The organism is Streptomyces sp. Ru73 (genome assembly GCF_002920575.1).
Taxonomy (GTDB): Bacteria; Actinomycetota; Actinomycetes; order Streptomycetales; family Streptomycetaceae; genus Streptomyces.
In genome coordinates this window covers 55,344-74,793 of record NZ_PQSQ01000009.1, presented here as the reverse complement: position 1 = coordinate 74,793, position 19,450 = coordinate 55,344, and the positions used below count along the sequence as shown (strand labels likewise).

At 73.5% G+C, this 19,450-nt stretch carries 17 protein-coding genes; 7 read left to right on the top strand and 10 right to left on the bottom strand.

From position 1 onward, the window contains the following. Nucleotides 1–138: 138 nt before the first annotated feature. A complete protein-coding gene (locus tag C3486_RS06445) occupies nt 139–2,226 on the top strand; it encodes a PhoX family phosphatase (protein WP_103831607.1) in 2,088 nt (695 codons plus the stop codon). Between the two features lie 71 nt (nt 2,227–2,297). On the opposite strand, the gene ligD is transcribed toward C3486_RS06445, so the two are convergent. Beyond that, nucleotides 2,298–3,233 carry a non-homologous end-joining DNA ligase gene (gene ligD, locus C3486_RS06440; protein WP_103831606.1) on the bottom strand — a complete coding sequence of 312 codons (936 nt, stop codon included), beginning with the start codon at nt 3,231–3,233 and terminating at the stop codon, nt 2,298–2,300. 197 nt (nt 3,234–3,430) lie between these two features. Here ligD and C3486_RS06435 point away from each other — a divergent pair, with 197 nt between their 5' ends. Further along, complete coding sequence (locus C3486_RS06435; RefSeq protein WP_258052635.1) at nt 3,431–4,372, top strand: NADP-dependent oxidoreductase; 942 nt, start codon at nt 3,431–3,433, stop codon at nt 4,370–4,372. Here C3486_RS06435 and C3486_RS06430 read toward each other — a convergent pair. Together C3486_RS06430 and C3486_RS06425 are read right to left on the bottom strand one after the other, a co-directional pair. Beyond that, the gene (locus tag C3486_RS06430; RefSeq protein WP_258052634.1) at nt 4,359–5,333 is read right to left on the bottom strand and encodes a hypothetical protein; all 975 of its coding nucleotides are present in this window, start codon (nt 5,331–5,333) and stop codon (nt 4,359–4,361) included. The genes C3486_RS06435 and C3486_RS06430 overlap by 14 nt on opposite strands. A 124-nt stretch (nt 5,334–5,457) precedes the next feature. Then, complete coding sequence (locus C3486_RS06425) at nt 5,458–6,468, bottom strand: cation diffusion facilitator family transporter (protein ID WP_103831604.1); 1,011 nt, start codon at nt 6,466–6,468, stop codon at nt 5,458–5,460. A 357-nt stretch (nt 6,469–6,825) separates the two neighbouring features. Here C3486_RS06425 and C3486_RS06420 point away from each other — a divergent pair, with 357 nt between their 5' ends. After that, nucleotides 6,826–7,998, top strand: a complete 1,173-nt coding sequence (locus tag C3486_RS06420; protein WP_374936842.1) for a cytochrome P450 — start codon at nt 6,826–6,828, stop codon at nt 7,996–7,998. 75 nt (nt 7,999–8,073) lie between these two features. Here C3486_RS06420 and C3486_RS06415 read toward each other — a convergent pair whose 3' ends face one another. Genes C3486_RS06415 through C3486_RS06395 form a run of 5 tightly spaced genes read right to left on the bottom strand, consistent with a single transcriptional unit; the run spans nt 8,074 to nt 12,363 of the window. Beyond that, nucleotides 8,074–9,324: a cytochrome P450 gene (locus tag C3486_RS06415; RefSeq protein ID WP_103831602.1), complete on the bottom strand. Its 1,251-nt coding sequence runs from the start codon at nt 9,322–9,324 to the stop codon at nt 8,074–8,076. 22 nt (nt 9,325–9,346) lie between these two features. Next, nucleotides 9,347–9,976, bottom strand: coding sequence for an ATP/GTP-binding protein (locus C3486_RS06410; protein WP_103831601.1), 630 nt, complete (start codon nt 9,974–9,976; stop codon nt 9,347–9,349). Then, nucleotides 9,957–10,310 carry a DUF742 domain-containing protein gene (locus C3486_RS06405; RefSeq protein WP_103831600.1) on the bottom strand — a complete coding sequence of 118 codons (354 nt, stop codon included), beginning with the start codon at nt 10,308–10,310 and terminating at the stop codon, nt 9,957–9,959. Before C3486_RS06405 ends, C3486_RS06410 begins: the two co-directional genes overlap by 20 nt. Beyond that, nucleotides 10,307–10,735, bottom strand: coding sequence for a roadblock/LC7 domain-containing protein (locus C3486_RS06400; RefSeq protein WP_103831599.1), 429 nt, complete (start codon nt 10,733–10,735; stop codon nt 10,307–10,309). The genes C3486_RS06405 and C3486_RS06400 overlap by 4 nt, the downstream gene beginning before the upstream one ends. Continuing rightward, nucleotides 10,732–12,363, bottom strand: coding sequence for an ATP-binding protein (locus C3486_RS06395; protein WP_103831598.1), 1,632 nt, complete (start codon nt 12,361–12,363; stop codon nt 10,732–10,734). Before C3486_RS06395 ends, C3486_RS06400 begins: the two co-directional genes overlap by 4 nt. A 260-nt stretch (nt 12,364–12,623) precedes the next feature. Between C3486_RS06395 and C3486_RS06390 the strand changes: the two genes are divergently transcribed. Beyond that, entirely contained in the window at nt 12,624–13,874 is a 1,251-nt protein-coding gene (locus C3486_RS06390) for a GTP-binding protein (protein ID WP_103831597.1), read from the top strand. Between the two features lie 130 nt (nt 13,875–14,004). Here the strand turns inward: C3486_RS06390 and C3486_RS06385 are convergent, their stop codons facing one another. Continuing rightward, nucleotides 14,005–14,394 carry a helix-turn-helix domain-containing protein gene (locus C3486_RS06385; protein WP_103831596.1) on the bottom strand — a complete coding sequence of 130 codons (390 nt, stop codon included), beginning with the start codon at nt 14,392–14,394 and terminating at the stop codon, nt 14,005–14,007. Nucleotides 14,395–14,457: 63 nt separating this feature from the next. Here C3486_RS06385 and C3486_RS06380 point away from each other — a divergent pair, with 63 nt between their 5' ends. Beyond that, nucleotides 14,458–15,615, top strand: coding sequence for a Gfo/Idh/MocA family protein (locus tag C3486_RS06380; RefSeq protein ID WP_258052633.1), 1,158 nt, complete (start codon nt 14,458–14,460; stop codon nt 15,613–15,615). A gap of 3 nt (nt 15,616–15,618) precedes the next feature. On the opposite strand, the gene C3486_RS06375 is transcribed toward C3486_RS06380, so the two are convergent. After that, nucleotides 15,619–18,042, bottom strand: coding sequence for a phosphoketolase (locus C3486_RS06375; protein WP_103831595.1), 2,424 nt, complete (start codon nt 18,040–18,042; stop codon nt 15,619–15,621). A 389-nt stretch (nt 18,043–18,431) separates the two neighbouring features. On the opposite strand from C3486_RS06375, the gene C3486_RS06370 reads away from it, so the two are divergent. Continuing rightward, nucleotides 18,432–18,848, top strand: coding sequence for a hypothetical protein (locus C3486_RS06370; RefSeq protein WP_103831594.1), 417 nt, complete (start codon nt 18,432–18,434; stop codon nt 18,846–18,848). Nucleotides 18,849–18,954: 106 nt separating this feature from the next. Continuing rightward, nucleotides 18,955–19,362 (top strand): hypothetical protein, encoded by a 408-nt coding sequence (locus C3486_RS06365; RefSeq protein ID WP_103831593.1) that lies wholly within the window; start codon nt 18,955–18,957, stop codon nt 19,360–19,362. Nucleotides 19,363–19,450 lie beyond the last annotated feature (88 nt).

Genomic DNA, 19,450 nt, shown 5'->3' with positions numbered 1-19,450 from the left:
TTCACCGTCAGTTCATCCTTTTGTCGCCGCGTGTCGGGCCTGTGCCCATACCGTCACCGCTGATCACACGAATTCGGTCATCAGACCAACCGTCAAACCGGCCGAACGGCAAGCCGAGCGGCCCGGGGAAGGAACACCGTGCGCAAGCTGCTGCCGCTGATCGGCTCGCACCCCGGCGGCCGTTCGGCCCTCACCTGCCGCTACCGGTGCGGCGACGCCTGCTTCCACGAGACGCCCAACACCAGCGACAACGCGTACGTGGGCGACGTGATCGCGAGCGCGCTCTCCCGTCGTTCCGTGCTGCGCGCGAGTGCCGTCGTCACGGCGGCGGCCGCCACCGGCGCCGTACTGACCGGCCCGGGTGCCGCGCCCGCCGCCGCGGCCGGCTCCGGCGCCGCGTCCGGTACCGCCGCCGGTGCCACCCGGCACGCCCGCCGCCCCGCGCGCGGCCTGCGGTTCTCCCCCGTCGCGCCCAACACCGCCGACACGGTGACCGTTCCCGCGGGGCACGAGCAGAACATCGTCATCCGCTGGGGCGACCCGGTGCTGCGCGGTGCGCCGGCGTTCGACGCTGACCGTCAGTCCGCCAAGGCCCAGGCCGGGCAGTTCGGCTACAACAACGACTACATGGCCGTACTGGACCTGCCGGGCGAGCGGGACCGCCAGCTGCTGGTGGTCAACCACGAGTACACCGACGAGAACCTGATGTTCGCCGGGTACGACGCGGAGCACCCCACTCGCGAGCAGGCCGAGATCGGGCTGCAGGCGCACGGCCTGACGGTGCTCGCGGCGCAGGAGGAGCGGCGCAGCGGCCGGCTCACCGCGGTGCCCCGGCACCGTCTCAACCGGCGGATCACCGGCACCACGCCCTTCGACGTGACCGGTCCGGCGGCCGGCAGCGACCTGCTGAAGACCTCCGCCGACCCCAAGGGCACCCGCATCCTCGGCACGCTCAACAACTGCGGTGGCGGCATCACGCCGTGGGGCACGGTGCTGTCCGGCGAGGAGAACTTCAACCAGTACTTCGGCAACGCCGACCAGGTCACCGACGCGCGGACCGTGGCGCGGCTGAAGCGGTACGGCATCACGGGCGGGGCCAGCCAGCGCAAGTGGGAGCGGTTCGATCCGCGCTTCGACGTGGCGAAGGAGCCCAACGAGACCAACCGCTTCGGCTGGGTGGTGGAGATCGACCCGTTCGACCCCGACTCCACGCCGCGCAAGCTCACCGCGCTGGGCCGCTTCAAGCACGAGGCCGCCGAACCGCGGCTGACGCCGGACGGCCGACCCGTCCTCTACATGGGTGACGACGAGAAGTTCGACTACTTCTACAAGTTCGTCTCCGCCAAGCGGATGAAGCGCGGGACGAGCGCCGCGGCCCGCGAGCACAACCGCACGCTGCTGGACGAGGGCACGCTGTACGTCGCCAAGTTCACCGGCGACAGCCCGGCCGGCCAGATCGACGGGTCGGGGAAGCTGCCGGCGGACGGCGAGTTCGACGGCCACGGCGAGTGGATCCCGCTGGCTACCGGCACCACCTCGCACGTGCCCGGCATGACGGCGGAAGAGGTGTACGTCTTCACGCGGATGGCCGCCGACAAGGTGGGCGCCACGAAGATGGACCGCCCCGAGGACGTCGAGCCCAGCCCCCGTACCGGCAAGGTCTACGTGGCGCTGACCAACAACAGCGACCGCGGCAAGGCCGGCAAGGCACCGGCCGACGAGGCCAACCCGCGGAACGCCAACAAGCACGGCCAGATCCTGGAGCTGACCGAGCACCGCAACGACCCGGCGGCCGGACGTTTCACGTGGAACCTCTTCCTGGTCTGCGGTGACCCGGAGGACCCGTCGACGTACTTCGGCGGCTTCCCCAAGGACCAGGTCAACCCCATCTCCTGCCCCGACAACATCACCTTCGACGTGCACGGCAACCTGTGGATCTCCACCGACGGCAACGCCCTGGGCAGCCACGACGGCCTGTTCGGCGTGGCCACGACCGGTGCCCGGCGGGGCGAGGTGCGGCAGTTCCTCACCGTGCCGACCGGCGCGGAGACCTGCGGCCCGATCGTGCAGGAGCGCCGGGTGATGGTCGCGGTGCAGCACCCGGGCGAGGTGGACGGCGCGAGCGTGGAGAAGCCGGCGTCGCACTGGCCGGACGGGCCGGGCGTGCTGGTCCGTCCCTCGGTGGTCAGCGTCTGGCGCAAGGACGGCGGCGACATCGGCGTCTGAGCGGGCGCGCGGCGCGGCTCCCCGCCGCGCCGCGCTTCATTCCTCGGGCGTGCGCTGCCCCGCGCCGCTTCTCACTCCTCCGGCAGTCGCTTCGCCGCGGCACCCACCGACCGGCCGCGCCAGCCGTCGCCGGACCACGGGTCGGCCGCCTCCAGGCGCTCGGGGACGGTGCGGAGCGTCCACCGCTGGGCGTGCAGTTCGGGGTCGTCCAGCTCGTCGCGGCCGATCGGTACGGCCACCGGTGCGCCCGGCTTGGCGCGCACGCTGTACGGCGCGACCGCGGTCTGCGCGTAGGCGTTGCGCTGCACGTCGAGGTAGATGCGGCCCCGGCCGCCCTTCGTGGGGCGGTCGGCCTTGCGCTGCTCGGTGGTGAGCCGGTCCGGGTGGCGGTCGGCGAGCAGTTCGGCGGCACGGTGCGCGAAGTCCCGTACCGCGTCGTAGTCGGCCTTGGCGTCCAGCGGCGCGATGACGTGCAGCCCGCGCGAGCCGGTGGTCATCAGCCGTGCGGGCAGCCCGACCTCGTCCCACAGCGCGCAGACCCGGCCGGCCGCCCAGCGCACGTCCTCGAAGTCCGCGCCCTCCGAGGGGTCCAGGTCGACGATCAGGAGGTCGGGCTCGTTGGGGGTGTCCTCCCGGGAGAGCCAGCGGTGCTGGGTGAGGGACGCCTGCCCGGCCAGGTAGACCAGGGTGGCGGCGTCGTCGCAGACGACGTGCGTGACCTTGCCGCCGGCCTTCTCCTGCACGGAGGTGCGGATCCAGTCGGGGAAGTAGTCCGGCGCGTTCTTCTGCATCAGGGGCCGACCGCCGATGCCGTCCGGATGCCGCTCCATCATCAGGGGCCGGCCGCGCAGGTGCGGCAGCGCGCGCTGGGCGACGGCCCGGTAGTGCTCGGCCACGTCCAGCTTCGTGATGCCGTCGTCCGGGAAGAGCACCTTGTCCGGGCGGGTGATCGCGACGGTGCGCCGGCCCGCCCGTACGGTCGCTTCGTCCTTCTTGTCGCCCTTCATAAGGGGGAGGGGTAACCGCACCGGTGGCCCGCCAAACCCGGCGCCTCCGTGCCGGGGCGGTGCCGGAGGGCGGCCGTACGAGTTGCTTCGGGGGCACGGCCCGGCGCCTGCTGCGCCGGGCGGCACCCGCGTGCTTACGATCCTTGGCGGCAGGGGCCGGACAGGGGCCGGGTACGGAGAGGTGAAGGGACGCCACGATGAGAGCCGTAGCAGTCAGTGCTTTCGGGGCCGAGCCCGAGCTGATGGACCTGCCGCAGCCCGAGCCGGGGCCCGGCGAGGTGCTGGTGGCGATGGCGGTGGCCGGGCTGAACCCGGTCGACTGGAAGATCGCCGACGGCATGCTCAAGGACGCCGTGCCGCACTCCTTCCCGTTGGTCCTGGGCGCCGACGGCGCGGGCGAGGTGGTCGCGATCGGTCCGGGCGTGCGCCGCTGGACGGTCGGTGACCAGGTGTTCGGCCAGTTCCAGCTGGTGGGCAGGGGCGGCGGTTCCTACGCGGACTACGCCGTCGCCGCCGAGGACGCCATCGCGCACGCGCCGCGGAACGTCACGTACGCGACCTCGGCCGCGGTGCCGACGGCCGGGATGACCGCGTACAACCTCGTCGAGGAGACCCGGATCGCCGAGGGCAAGCGGGTGCTGGTGGTCGGCGCGACCGGTGGCGTCGGCACGTTCGTCACGCAGCTCGCGGCCCAGCGCGGCGCCGAGGTGATCGCCACGGCACGGGAGGGCAGCGCGGAGCTGATGACGCAGTTCGGTGCTGCGGCCACCGTGGACCACACCCGGGGACCGGTGGCCGAGCAGGTGCGGGCCGCTCACCCGGACGGGGTGGACGTCCTGGTCGACCTGGTCAGCGGGCCGGAGGCGTTCGCGGAGATGACGGGCGTCGTCCGGGAGGGCGGCACGGTCGTCTCCACGATCGGCGCGGCCGACGCGGACATGCTCATCGACCAGAACCTGCGCGGCTTCAACTTCGTCAACCGCCCCTCGCCGCAGCTGCTGTCGATCCTCGCCGACCAGCTCGACGCGGGCCGCCTCACCGTCCTCATCACCAGCGAGGTCCAGCTGCAGGAGGCGCCGGAGGCCCTGGCCCGCAGCCGCACGGGCCGCGCGCAGGGCAAGACGGTCATCGGTCTCTGAGCTCCCGCCGGGCGCGCCGCGCCGCGAGGGCACCCGGCACGAAGGCCGCCAGGGCGGTGAGGAGTCCGGCGGCGAGCAGCAGCAGGCCGCCGAGCCGGGCGCTCGCGGTGAGCGCGTCGAACACCGCCTCGCCCGTGGCCCGGGTCACCGACCGGGGGAGCGCGTCGAGGGCGTAGCCGCGCGCGGCGGCGAACACGGCGAGCAGCAGCGCGCCGCCCGCCGCGCAGCCCAGGCCGGTCCCGAGCAGTGCCCGGCGGCGGCGCGGCGCGACCAGCAGCCCGGACACCAGGCACAGCACGGCCGCGACGGGCAGCAGCCGGCCGAGCGTCCGCACCTTCTCGTACGGGCCGCGGAACCGGTCCACCTCGCCGGGGCGCAGCAGGACGAGCGTGGTGCCGGAGACATGGACCCGCTGGATCAGCCGGGCGCCGGCCGGCACGGTGCGGGCGAGGCGGGCCCGGGCGCGGTCCACGACGGGCTGGAGGTCCAGCTTCACGGACCGCTCGCCGGACGCGGAGAGCGCGGTGACGAGCGAGGCGTGGGTGGTGCCGTTGACGTGGTTCCACAGGGCGGGGAACGAGCGGGAGGCGACCACGCCGCGGATCTGGGTGGCCACGAAGTCGCGGACGCCGCGGGTGAACCGCTTGCGCACGGCGGGGCGCTGCTCCGGCGGTACGGCGTTCACCAGCGGTGACAGGTCCACCCGCTGCATCACGCCGTCGGTGATCGCGGTGACCATGTTCCGCTGGACGGCCGGGGCGCGGGAGAGCGGTGCGGTGGTGGCGGTGTAGCGGGCGGTGTCGGTGAGTTCGGCGCGCGCCCAGCCGGCGGTGAGGGCCGACGGGGCGAGGATGCAGCCGAGCACCAGCAGCACGGTGGCCAGGACGGCACGCGACCGGTGGCGGATCGGCGTGCTGGTGACGGGCGGAGCGCCGGTGCGGGCCGGTGCGCTCGCTGCCATCTCTCCTCCGTTTCACGTGAAACCGGCACGTACTGAGGGGCGTTGCTGGCGCCCCTCTTCCCGCAAGTGTGCCGCGCGTCGTCCCGGAGATGCCCGAAAAGCCGGATAAGGCGCGTCGGGCGGCTCAGTGGTCGTGCGGTCCCGACCGGTGCACGGGCCCGTGCGTGTCGGCGCAGTGGGAGACGGAGGAGCCGGAGTCCCGGTGCCCTATGCGCAGCAGCTCGCCGGCGGCGTCCTGCTCGCCGAGGTGGTCGACCTGGAGCGTGGCGTGCGTGATGCCGTACTCGGCGGCGAGCAGCTCCTGCAGCGTGCGGCGGACCTTGTGGCAGTCCCCGCCCGGCTCGACCAGGACGTGCGCGGAGAGCGCAGGGTCGCCCGAGGTGATCTCCCAGACGTGCAGGTCGTGCACCTCCACGACCTCGTCGGCGGCGACCAGCCGGTCTCCCAGCGCGTCCGGGTCCACCCCGGCGGGCGCGGCCTCCATGAAGATCCGGCCCGAGTCGCGGACCAGGCTGATTCCGGCCTTCAGCATCAGCGCCACCACCAGCAGCGACGCGATGGCGTCGGCCTGCGCGAACCCGGTGGTCAGGACGACCGCACCGGCCACGGCCGTGGCGATGAACCCGAAGAGGTCGGTGAGGATGTGCTGGTAGGCGCCCTCGACGTTCAGGCTGGAGCGGTTGGCCTTGGAGATGCACCAGGTCGCGACGAGGTTCACCACGACGCCGGCGAGCGCGGTGACCAGGACCAGGCCGCCGGTGACCTCGGGCGGCTCGATCAGCCGGTGGACCGCCTCGTACGCCAGCCAGACCGACAGCACCAGCAGCGTGACGCCGTTGGCCTGCGCGGAGAGGATCTCGGCGCGCTTGAGGCCGTAGGTGTAGCCGCCGCGCGCCGGGCGGGCCGCCAGCCGCATCGCGATCAGCGCGAGCACGATCGAGGCGGCGTCGGTGAGCATGTGCGCGGCGTCGGAGATCAGCGCGAGCGACCGGGCGACGAAGCCGATCACGACCTCGATGGCCATGAACGCGGTGATCAGGATCAGCGCGGCACGCAGCCAGCGGCGGTCCGCGTCCGCGGCCACGGCGTGCGAGTGGCCCGAGTGATCACCGTGTGCGTGGGCGTGCCCCGTCATGGCCCACTCCCTCCTGGGTCGGGCGGCATGGCTGCCGCATGGGCGCTCGGATCGGTCGCGCGGCAGGGCTGCCGCAGAGGGCGCTCGAACGAAGCAAACCGCACTTCGGCGGGAGATCCAAAGGCTGCACCGGTACCCGTTGTCATTCCCCCGCCGGCCGCCCAACGCCGCAGGTCAGAGCGGTGATGGCGGGCAACTCGCCGGGAGGCTTCCTGAAAAGGATTTCCGTCGGCGGTCTTGAAAGGGCGCCGGTCAGGAACGATCTTGGTGGGGACCGCAGCACCCCCACCCACACACTCCCAGGGAGCGTTCTTGGCCGCGAACCGAGAAGCGCCGGACATACTCTCGCCCGAGTTCATGGCGGACCCGTACGCCGCGTACCGCGTCCTGCGCGACGACTTCCCGCTGCTCCACCACGAGCCCACGCAGAGCTACATCGTCTCCCGGTACGAGGACGTCGAGCGGGCCTTCAAGGACCCGGTGTTCACCACCGAGAACTACGACTGGCAGCTGGAGCCGGTGCACGGCCGGACCATCCTCCAGATGAGCGGCCGCGAGCACTCCGTGCGCCGGGCGCTGGTGGCCCCCGCCTTCCGCGGCGTCCCGCTCCAGGAGACCTTCCAGCCGGTCATCGAGCGCAACGCGCGCGAGCTCATCGACGGCTTCCGCAAGGACGGCAGGGCCGACCTCGTCGCGCAGTTCGCGACCCGCTTCCCGATCAACGTCATCGTCGACATGCTCGGCCTGGACCGCGCCGACCACGACCGCTTCCACCGCTGGTACACCGCGATCATCGGCTTCCTCGGCAACCTGAGCCAGGACCCGGACGTGGCGGCGGCCGGGCTGCGGACGCAGGAGGAGTTCGCCGCGTACATGCTGCCGATCATCCGGGAGCGGCGCGCGAACCCCGGCGACGACCTGCTCTCCACGCTGTGCACCGCGGAGATCGACGGCACGGCGATGAGCGACGAGGACATCAAGGCGTTCTGCAGCCTGCTGCTGGCCGCGGGCGGCGAGACCACCGACAAGGCCATCGCCGGCGTGCTGCACAACCTGCTGCGCCACCCCGAGCAGCTGGCCGCCGTGCGGGAGGACCGGTCGCTGATCGAGCGGGCCTTCGCCGAGACGCTGCGGTACACGCCCCCGGTCCACATGATCATGCGGCAGCCGGCCGAGGACGTCGAGATCGGCGGCGGCCGGGTGCCCGCCGGGGCCACGGTGACCTGCCTGATCGGCGCGGCCGGGCGGGACGAGCGGCGGTACGCGGAACCGGACCGCTTCAACATCTTCCGTGACGACCTGAAGACGACGACGGCCTTCTCCGCCGCCGCCGACCATCTGGCCTTCGCGCTCGGCCGGCACTTCTGCGTCGGCGCGCTGCTGGCCAAGGCCGAGGTGGAGACCGGCATCGGCCAGCTGCTGGACGCGCTGCCGGACGCCGCGATCGAGGCCGGCGCCGCCCCGCGCGAGCAGGGCGTCTTCACCCGCGGCCTGGACGCGCTGCCGGTGACGTTCACGCCGGTGGGCTGACCGGCCGCCAGGGGCCGTACGGGACGTCCCGTACGGCCCCTCGCCCGCCCCGCCCCCGCCGGCGGGCGGGGAACGTCAGGCGGGCCCCGGCGCGTACGTCGGCGTGAACGTCACCGGCAGCCCCGTCAGGCCGCGCATCCACAGCGACGGGTGCCAGACCAGGTCCTTCTCGGGCACCGCCAGCACCACGTCCGGCAGCCGGTCCAGCAGTACCTCGACCGCGGCCCGCGCCATCACCTCCGCCAGCTGCGGCGCCGGGTACGGACAGGCGTGCTCGCCGTGGCTGAACGCCATGTGCGCCTGGTTGCCGTCGGCGTCGGCCGCGGCGAAGTCCGGCCGTACCAGCGGGTCGTTGTTGGCCGCGGCCAGGCCGAGGACCAGCAGGTCACCGGCCTTGATGCGGTGGCCGCCGAGCTGCGTGTCGCGGGCCGCCCAGCGCCCGATGAAGTTCTGCGTCGGGGTGTCCTCCCACAGCACCTCGTTCAGCGCCTGCCCGACGCTGCGCCGGCCGCCGGTCAGGCTGACCGCGAACCGGTCGTCGGTGAGCATCAGCCGCAGCGTGTTGCCGATCCAGTTGGCGGTGGGCTGCTGCGCTGCGGCCATCACCACCAGCAGGTCGATGACCACTTCCTCGTCGGTCAGCCCCGCCGGGTGGGCCAGCAGCCGCGACGGGATGTCCGGGCCAGGGCGCCCGTGCTTGTCCGCGACCAGGCGGGCCATCCGCTCCGCCACCCGCCGGTGTGCGTCGATCGCGCCCTCGTGGACGTCCAGCGACTCGGCGATGTCCCGTACCAGGTCCGGCACCTCGTCCGCCGGGGCGCCGTACAGCTCGGCGACCACGCGCAGCGGCAGCCGCGCCGCGTACTCGGCCACCAGGTCGGCGTCGCCGCGCCCGGCGAACGCGTCCACCAGCTGGTCGGCGAGCCGCTCGCAGATCAGCCGGAGCTCGAACTGGTCGACGGCCAGCAGCGCGTCGCTGATCGCCCCGGCCCGCCGCCGGTGCTCCGGCCCCTCGGCGAACATCACCGACGGCTGGTACCCGACGAACGGCAGCAGCGGCCAGTCGTCCGGCACCTGGTCCCAGGCGTGCCAGCGGCGCGAGTCGCGCGCGAACAGCTCGGGGTCGGAGGTGACCTGGTGCAGCTCGCGGTAGCCGATCACGAACCAGGCCGGGAAGCCGCCGTCCAGCAGGACCGGCACCACCGCACCGTGCCGGCCGCGCATCTCCCGGTACAGCCGGGCCGGATCGCCGCTCAGCCCCTCGCCGTACAGCGGTACGGCTCCGGCGGAGACGGGGCAGCCGGCGGTCTGCGCGGCTTCGGTCACGGTGCACCCTCCTGAACTCGGGTCATGCGGTGGCTTCCTGGGCGGCGAGCGCGTACAGATGGCGGACGAGGGAGATCAGCACCTGCTTGCTGGACTCCCGGTCGCGGGCGTCGCAGGAGAGCAGCGGCACGTGGGGCGGGAGGTCCAGCGCGTCCCGTATCTGCTCCAGGGTGTGCCGCTCGCCGCCGAAGTCGTTGTGCGCGACGACGAACGGCATCCCGTGCGCCTCCAGCCGGTCTATCGCGTACCAGGAGTCGTGCAGCCGCCGGGTGTCGACCAGCACCACGGCGCCCAGCGTCCCGGAGAAGAGCCGGTCCCACAGGAACCAGAAGCGCTCCTGGCCGGGGGCGCCGAAGAGGTACAGGACGTTGCGGTCGCTGATCGTGATGCGGCCGAAGTCGAAGGCGACGGTGGTCGTGGACTTGGCCTCGACGCCGGCCGGGTCGTCCACGCCGACGCCGGCCTGGGTCATCGTCTCCTCGGTGCTGAGGGGACGGATCTCGCTGACCGAGCGGACCATGGTGGTCTTGCCGACGCCGAAGCCGCCGACGATCACGATCTTCAGGCCGTTGTCGGCGGACTGGTGCAGCGGGGCCCGTACCCTCTCGGCCGGTTCGGCCCCGGCCGTCTCGTCACAAGCGCTGGAGTGCATCGAGCACCTCCTTCAGCAGGTCGGGTTCGGGCAGCTCGGCGCGGGCGGCCGTGCGCGGATGACGGGCGGTGATCCGGCCCGTGTCGAGCAGGTCGGTCAGCAGGATCCGTACGACGCTCACCGGCAGCCGCAGTTCAGCAGCCAGTTCGACCACGGCCGTCGGGCGCCGGGCCAGCTCCAGGATGCGGACGTGCTCGGACTGCATGCCGGGGGCCGGCTCGCACTCGGTCACGATCAGCGTGACCAGGTCGAAGGCGGCCCCGGTGGCCCGGCTGCGGCCACCGGTGACCGTGTACAGGCGGTCCGGGTCCTCGTCCGGCCCCAGCGGGCTCATGCCGGCCGGCCGGGCAGCGCGGCCCCGCCGTCCTCGCGGGGCGCCGCGCTGAGGTACTCGCCGATCTGCTCGACCAGTTCGTTCATGTTGAAGCCGATCACGCCGACGTCGGCGTCCTCGCCCGCGACCACGGCCAGATGCGCGCCGTGGCCCGCCTCGACGATGAACAGGATGCCGCCGTGGAACTCGGTCATGGCCTGCCGCACCCCGCCGCTGCCGTCGCCGAACTCCACGGAGGCGCCGTGCGACAGCGACTGGATGCCCGAGGCGATGGCGGCCAGCTGGTCGGCCTGGTCGATGCTCAGATCCTTGGAGTGGCAGAGCTTGAGGCCGTCGCGGGACAGCACCAGGGCGTGCCGGGTGCCCGGCGTCTTCTGCAGGAGGTTCTCCAGCATCCAGTCCAGGCGGTTGTCGGTGGTGTTCATCGGGGATCGTCCTTCGGGGCTGCTTCGGGAGTGGTGGGCCGAGCGGGCGGGGCCTCGCCCTGCACGGCCCGGCGGAAGGAGCGCAGGCGCGCCGCCGACTCCTCGTGGGAGCGGCTGCGGGTGCGGCCGGCGGCCGGCGGGTTCTGCGGAATCGGAGCGCCGGCCAGGGTCTGCCCGCGCCGCCGCTTGGGCAGCCCGCTCGGTCCGTACTCCGTCGCGGGCGCCGGGCCGGCGCCGCGCGGTCCTGGCACGTCCGGTGCGCCCATGTCCTGGGGCGTGCGCCGGCCGTGCGCGTCGTCCGGGCCCCGCTCCGCGCCCCCGTCGCGTGCGGTGCCCGCGTCCCGGTCGGGGACGGTGGGGCGGTCGTCGGTGGTCCGCAGCGCGGCGCTGCCGGCGCCGGCGGTGGTGCGCTCGCGCGCGGTGGCGGGTCCTGCCGTGTCGCGCTCGTGCATCTCGCGGTCCTGCAGGTTGTGTGCGGCGCGCAGGGGCGCGGCGGGCGCCTCGTGGCCCTCGGTCCTGCCGTCCCCCGGGCGGCGCGGCGGCTGCTGGGTGATCAGCTGCTGCGGGATCAGCACGACGACGCTGGTGCCGCCGCGGGCCGACGGACGGAAGGAGACGGTCAGGCCGTGCTTGCCGGCCAGACAGCCGACGACGGCGAGGCCGAGCCGGGTGCCGGACAGCGACATCAGGTCCAGGGTCTTCGCGGAGACCGCCGCCTCGGCGCGGCGCAGCGCGGTCTCGGTCATCACCAGGCCGCTGTCCTCGACGCTGACGACGACGCCGGCCTGCGCCTCCTCGACGTACACGTGCACCGTCGAGGTGGGCGGCGAGAAGGAGGTGGCGTTGTCCATGATCTCGGCGAGTGCGTGCATCACGCCCTCGGCCGCGTGCCCGGCGACCGCCGCTGTGCTGCTGCTGTGCAGCCGGATGCGGCGGTAGGCGCTGATCCGGCCCATCGCGCCGCGCAGGATGCTCTCCATGGCGATCGGCTTGTTCCAGCGGCGGCCGGAGCGGGCGCCGGTCAGTACGGCGATGCTGTCGGCCAGCCGGCCCGCCTGCGCGGTGCTGTGGTCCAGCTTGAGCAGGTCGCCCAGGACCTCCTCGCCGTGCCGGTGCTCCATCTCGCGCAGGTCGGCGAGCATGCTGGTGGCCAGCGCCTGGACCCGGCCCGCCGCGCTGGCGCAGGCGGACATCGCGGCGGCGCGCATCCGCTCGCTCCGGCCGACCTCGGCGGCCAGGTACTCCACGATGCGGCGGTGGGCCGGGGACGCCGGCAGCGCGGTACGGCCGAGCGCGGTGTCGACCGAGGCGCCGTCGCGCAGCCGGGCCACCACGGCGGGCAGCGTGTCGGCCGCGAGCAGATCCGCCGCCGCCTCGGTGTCCGCGAGCCGGGCGCGGTGCGCGGCGGCCGTGCGGACCGCGTGCACCGTGACCGCCAGCAGCACGCTGACCACCACGGCGACCGCTCCGCAGCCCCAGGCCAGCGCGGTGCGCAGGGCCGCGGGACCGGCGAGGACGGCGCCCAGCGCGAGGCCGCCGGTGACGACGAGGGCGGCGAGGAACACGTACAGCGCCGTCACCAGGGGTGCGCGCGCCGGCTGCGGACGGGTGGGTGTCTGAGCTGACATCAAACGGGTCCTCGGGCGGTTGCGGCATCGCCAACAGGCCCTGCGGGCGCAGGAGAAAGCGAAGATCGACTGCACCCTATCCGCTCGCTACCGGCAAGCAACTTCCGCGTACGGAGGAACTTTTGCATACCTGTCCGCATCCGCAGGAGCGCTGTTCGCCCCTGCGTTCTTCCACCGCATCTGCGTAGTTCTCCGCCCTTCCCGCGGCCCTCTCGCCACCCCCTTGTTGAACATGATTATCAAGTGCTACCGTCCTGGGCATGAACCCCACGCCGTCCGACGGCCGGCTGCCGGTCACCGTGCTCTCCGGTTTCCTCGGCGCCGGCAAGACCACGCTCCTCCACCACGTCCTCGCCAACCGCGCGGGCCTGCGCGTCGCGGTGATCGTCAACGACATGAGCGAGATCAACATCGACGCCGCGCTGGTACGGGACGGCGGCGCGCTCTCCCGTACGGAGGAGCGCCTGGTGGAGCTGACCAACGGCTGCATCTGCTGCACGCTCCGCGACGACCTGCTGGACGAGGTCGCGCGGCTGGCCCGCGCCGGCCGCTTCGACTACCTGCTGATCGAGTCCAGCGGCATCTCCGAACCCATGCCGGTCGCGGCCACCTTCGCCTTCACCGGGGAGGACGGCGCCTCGCTCGCCGACCTGGCCCGGCTGGACACCATGGTCACCGTCGTGGACGCAGTGAACTTCGCCGCCGAACTGGGCCGCGGCGACGACCTCGTGGACCGCGGCCTCGCGCCGTACGAGGACGACGAGCGGACCGTCAGCGATCTCCTCGTCGACCAGGTCGAGTTCGCGGACGTGATCCTGCTGAACAAGACCGACCTGGTCTCAGCGGGGGCGGCCGACCGGCTGGTGGCCACGCTGCGGCGGCTCAACCCCAAGGCGCGTGTGCTGCGCACGGTACGGGGCGTGGTCCCGGTCGCCGAGATCCTCGGCACCGGCCTGTTCGGCCTGGCCAGGGCCGAGCAGGCGCCCGGCTGGGTGGCCGAGCTCAACGGTGACCACGTGCCGGAGACGGAGGAGTACGGCATTTCCTCCGTGGTCCTGCGCGACCCGCGCCCGTTCCACCCGGGCCGCCTGTGGGACCTGGTGACCGGCCCGCTCGACGCCGGTGCGTACGGCGAAGTCCTGCGCTCCAAGGGCTTCTTCACGCTCGCCACCCGGCCCGACGTCACAGGGCTGTGGTCCCAGGCCGGCGCCGTGGCCCGCTTCGAACCGAACGGCGTCCACGAGCACGAGGGGCACGAGCGCGACGGGCACGGGCACGACCGGCCCGACCACGACGGGGCCGAGCACGGCCATGAGCACGGTGGCCCCGGCGGCCTGTCCGTGCAGGGCCAGGAGCTGGTGTTCATCGGCACGGGCCTGCGGGCCGAGGCGCTGCGCGAGGCCCTGTCCGGCGCCCTGCTCACCGCCGGCGAACTGGCCGACGGACCGGCGGCGTGGGCGGCGTACGACGACCCCTTCCCCGCCTGGGACCTGACCGTTCAGGCGGCCTGAGACCCGGGGATGCCCGGCGGGCCCGGCAGCCCTCGCCGGGCATCCCCGAAGGACGGGTGGCGGCGGGCACCGGAGTACTGCGGTCCGGTGCCCGCGCCGCCCGCCGTGCGGCCGGCGCCTGTCCCGCCGGTCACGCGCCCGCCGGCGGCTCCACGGTGAAGCTGCCGGTGTGGGCGCGCACCCAGCGCCGCAGGTGGGCCAGCGGCTCCAGCGCACCCCGGCCCAGCTCGGTGAGCTCGTACTCGACGCGGGGCGGGACCTCAGCGAAGACGGTGCGGCTGACCAGGCCGTGGTCCTCCAGCCGGCGCAGCGTCTGGGTGAGCACCTTCGGGCTCACGCCCTCCAGCTTGCGGCGCAGCTCGCCGAAGCGGCGCGGGCCGTCCTCCAGCGCGGTGATCGCCAGCCCCGTCCACTTGTTGGCCAGCAGCTCGAAGACGGCCCGCCCGGGGCAGAGCAGGGCGTAGATGTCGTGCCGCGAAGCCGGGTCCGTACGGGCGTCACGCCCCCGCTGATCAGTCATGGTTCCCAAAAGGTAGCAAGGTCCCTTGCGGGTTATCAGGCCCCTGCGCCTAGCGTCCGGGCCATGACGCACCCCACCGAACCGACCCTGACGACCGCACCGGCCATGACACACCCCACCGCACCGGTCCGTGTCGGCATCATCGGCCTCTCCGCGCGCGGCGGCTGGGCCGCCCAATCCCACCTGCCCGCGCTCCGCCGGCTGCCCGGCTTCGAGGTACGCGCCCTGTCGGCGAGCAGCGCCGCTTCCGCCCGTGCCGCCGGCGAGAAGTACGACGTCCCGTTCGCCTACGGGAGCGCCGCCGAACTGGCCGCCGGCGACGAGGTCGACCTCGTCGTGGTCAGCGTGAAGGTGCCGCTGCACCGGGAGGCCGTACTCGCCGCCATCGGGGCGGGCAAGGCCGTGCTGTCCGAATGGCCGCTGGGCAACGGCGCGGCGGAGGCCGAGGAGCTGGCGGCGGCCGCGGCGGCTGCGGGCGTACGGACCTTCACCGGCCTCCAGGCCCGCTGCTCGCCCGCGGTCCGGTACCTCCGTGACCTGATCGCCGACGGGTACGTGGGCGAGGTGCTGTCCACCAGCCTGGTCGCCTCGGGCCGGGGCTGGGGGCCGGAGTTCCGGCCGGGCGGGGCTTACCTGCTCGACCGGGCGAACGGTGCGACCATGCTGACCATCCCCTTCGGGCACACCATCGACGCGTTCTCCATGGTGCTGGGCGAGTTCACCGAGCTGTCCGCGGTGACCGCGACCCGCCGCGGGACCGTGCACGAGGAGGGCACGGGGCGGGCCACGCCGATGACGGCCGAGGACCAGGTCGCGGTGAGTGGCCTGCTCACCTCGGGCGCCGTGGCGTCCGTGCACTTCCGCGGCGGGCTGTCGCGCGGCACGGACTTCCACTGGGAGATCAACGGGAGCCACGGCGACCTGGTCGTCACCGGCGACTCGGGCCACCTCCAGCAGGCCGTGCTCACCGTGCGCGGCGGCCGCGGCACCGATGCCGGCCTCGCCGAACTGCCCGTCCCGAGCCGGTACTACGACGTCCCGTCGCTCGCCGACGTGGCGGACCGCACCCCGTACAACGTCGGTGCCCAGTACGCCGCGGTCCTCGCCGACCTCACCGAAAGCACCGCGCACGTACCGGACTTCGCGCACGCCGCCCGCCGCCAGCGGCTGCTCGCCGGAATCGAGCACGCCGCGACGACGGGCGACCGCGTCACCTTCTGACGCTCACTCGTACGGCCACTTCCAGTCCGCGATCTCCGGGAGGTCCGTGCCCCGCTGCCGGATGTAGGCGTGGTGCCGGAGGCGCGCGTCCTGCATCTGCTGGCGGAGCGCCGTGGCCCGCAGCGCGAGCCCCGGCACCCGGTCGATGACGTCCATGACCAGCCGGAACCGGTCCAGGTCGTTCAGGACCACCATGTCGAAGGGAGTGGTCGTGGTGCCCTGCTCCTTGTAGCCGCGCACGTGCAGGTTCGCGTGGCCGGTACGGCGGTAGGCGAGCCGGTGGATCAGCCAGGGGTACCCGTGGTACGCGAAGATCACCGGCCGGTCGGGGGTGAACAGCGCGTCGTACTCGGCGTCCGTCATCCCGTGCGGATGCTCCCCGCTCGGCAGCAGCCGCGCGATGTCGACGACGTTGACGACGCGCACGGCCAGCTCGGGCAGGTGCTCGCGGAGCAGCGCGGCCGCCGCCAGCACCTCCTGGGTCGGCACGTCGCCCGCGCACGCCAGCACCACGTCCGGGGACGCGCCGCCGCGCTCGGTGCCCGCCCACTCCCACACGCCGGCGCCCCGCGCGCAGTGCGCGATCGCCTGGTCCATGTCCAGCCAGTCGAAGGTGGGCTGCTTGCCCGCCACGATGACGTTGACGTAGTCCCGGCTGCGCAGTGCGTGGTCGGCCACCGAGAGCAGGGTGTTGGTGTCCGGCGGCAGGTAGACCCGCACGGCCGGCGGGTACTTGTTGAGCACGTGGTCGACGAAGCCCGGGTCCTGGTGCGAGAAGCCGTTGTGGTCCTGGCGCCAGACGTGCGAGCTGAGCAGGTAGTTGAGCGACGGGATGGGCCGCCGCCAGTTCAGGTCGCGGGTCACCTTCAGCCACTTGATGTGCTGGTTCACCATCGAGTCGACGATGTGCACGAAGGCCTCGTAGCACGAGAACAGGCCGTGCCGGCCGGTGAGCAGATAGCCCTCCAGCCAGCCCTGGCAGGTGTGCTCGGAGAGGATCTCCAGCACCCGGCCGTGCCGGTCCAGGTCCTCGTCGGTGTCCAGCAGCCGGTCCTGCCAGTTCTTGCCGGAGGCCCGGTACACCGCCTGCAGCCGGTTCGAGGCGGTCTCGTCCGGTCCCACCAGGCGGAAGTTGCGGCTCTCCGCCGTGTCGGCCATGACCCGCTCCAGCAGCTTCCCGAGCACCTTGGTCGGCTCGCGCAGCTCGGTGCCGGGGCGCTTCACCGGTACCGCGTACTCGGTCAGCGGCGGCATGGGCAGCGAACGGGTCAGCCGCCCGCCGTTGGCGTGCGGGTTGGCGCCGAGCCTGCGGTCGCCCGCCGGCACCCAGCGCAGCACCTCCTCGCGCGGCCCGCCCCGCTCGTCGAAGAGTTCCTCGGGACGGTAGGAACGCAGCCAGCGCTCCAGCTCGCGCAGGTGGTCGGGGTTCTCGCGGGTGGCGGCCAGCGGCACCTGGTGGGCGCGCCAGGTGCCCTCTACGGGCTTGCCGTCGACCTCGCGCGGTCCGGTCCAGCCCTTCGGCGTACGCAGCACGATCATGGGCCAGGGCTGCCGCGCGGGCGGCTCGGCGGCGGAACCGTCCCGGGCGGCGCGCTGGATGGCGGCGATGCGGTCCAGCGAGCGGTCCATCGCGGCGGCCAGCGCGCGGTGCACGGTCTCCGGGTCGTCGCCCGTGACGTACACGGGGTCGTGGCCGTACCCGCGCAGCAGCGCGTCCAGCTCCTCCTCGGGGAGCCGGGCGAGCACCGTCGGGTTGGCGATCTTGTAGCCGTTCAGGTGCAGGATCGGCAGTACGGCCCCGTCGTGCTGCGGGTCCACGAACTTGTTCGAGTGCCAGGACGTCGCCAGCGGACCGGTCTCCGCCTCGCCGTCACCGACGACGCAGGCCACGACCAGGTCGGGGTTGTCGAAGGCGGCGCCGTACGCGTGCGCCAGCGAGTACCCCAGCTCACCGCCCTCGTGGATCGAGCCGGGCGTCTCGGGCGCGACGTGGCTCGGCACCCCGCCCGGGAACGAGAACTGCTTGAACAGCCGCGCCATGCCCGCCGTGTCCTGGCCGACGTCCGGATAGATCTCCGAGTAGCTGCCCTCCAGCCAGGAGCCCGCGACCACGGCGGGCCCGCCGTGCCCGGGGCCCCAGATGCACATCGCGTCCAGATCGCGCTCGACGATCACCCGGTTGAGGTGGGTGTAGACGAGGTTCAGGCCGGGCGAGGTGCCCCAGTGGCCGAGCAGCCGCGGCTTGATGTGCTCGGGTGCCAGTGGCTCGCGCAGGAGCGGGTTGTCCAGCAGGTAGATCTGGCCGGCCGCGAGGTAGTTCGCAGCGCGCCAGTGGGCGTCCAGCGCCCGTACGTCCTCGTCCGACAGCGTGCCGGCCGCCCGCTCGCCGCTCTCCGCCGCCGTCCCGGTCCCCGGTGCGTCCCGCATGAATCAACCCTTCTCCGGCTTTCCCGTCGAACCGACCCTTTCCATGCTGGGAGCCGGGACGCCACCCGGCAACGCAGGACCGGCCGGGATACGCGGTACCCATGACCGGAAGAGGAATGCCCGCGGGAGCGGCGGGGGATACGCGCGGTGGGCCGTACCGGGGAATGCGCCCGGAGGGTCGTACCGAGGAACGCTCGCGGAGGGTCGTACCGGGGAATGCGCCCCGAGGGCCGTACCGGGGAATGCCCGCGGTGGGCCTTACCGGGGAATGCGTGCGGACGCCTGCACAGGCAATGCCCGCGGACGCGCGCCGGAGGGCGCGTACATCACGTACCGTGCGGGCAGGAAGCGCGCGGCGGCCGGCCGCGGTACGCGAAGGGGGAGCGCGGATGGATCCGGAGATCGCGACGCTGGCGGGCACCGCCGGCACCACACTCGTCACCCTGATGGCCACCGACGCCTGGCAGAGCGTCCGGGACGGCGTCGTCGGGCTGTGGCGGCGCGCCCGTCCGGACCGCGCCGACGCCGTCTCGGCCGAGCTGGAGGCCGCCCGCGAGGACCTGCTGATGGCCCGCGACTCGGCCGACGAGGAGACCGAGGAGGAGCTGCGCCGCGACTGGCAGGGCCGCATCCGCCGGCTGCTCGCCGCGCGCCCGGACGTCGCCGACGACCTGCGCGCGCTGCTCGCCGAGGTCGCGCCCGAGGAGGCGGCCCCGGCGGCGCCCGTGATCACCCAGCACGCCACCGCCTCCGGCTCGGCCCGGGTCTACCAGGCGGGCCGGGACCAGCACATCCACGAGCGGTGAGCCCGGTCACGGCCGGTCCGCTGCCCCTGACGGGAGAACTTACCCAGGAGTAATGTCGCGCTTCCCGGCCGGTCGCCCGGCCGCACCCCACCGCTCAGGAGGCGCCATGTCCCGCACCGCCGACCGCACCGCAGCCCGCGCAGCCCGCACCGGACGGTCGCCCCGGCTGCTCGCGGGCCTGCTGGCCGGCGCGGGGGTGCTGCACTTCGCCGCGCCGAAGCCGTTCGACGCGACCGTGCCACGCGCGCTGCCCGGCTCCGCGCGCGGCTGGACGTACGTGAGCGGCGTCGCCGAGCTGGCCCTGGCGGCCGGTGTCGCCCACCCGCGCACCCGGCGGGTGGCGGCCCTGGCCACCGCGGCCTTCTTCGTCGGCGTCTTCCCCGCGAACGTCCGGATGGCCGTCGACTGGCGGCACCGCCCCGCGCCCCTGAAGGCCGCGGCCCTCGCCCGCCTGCCGTTGCAGGCCCCGCTGGTTCTCTGGGCCAGGGACGTGGCCCGGGGCGCGGGACGCTGAGGGGGCAGGCAGCATCGGCGCGGCCTTCCGGGGTCTGGTCGCCGGCTTCGCCGTCTCCTGGCTGCTGGAACGCCCCGACTTCACCCGC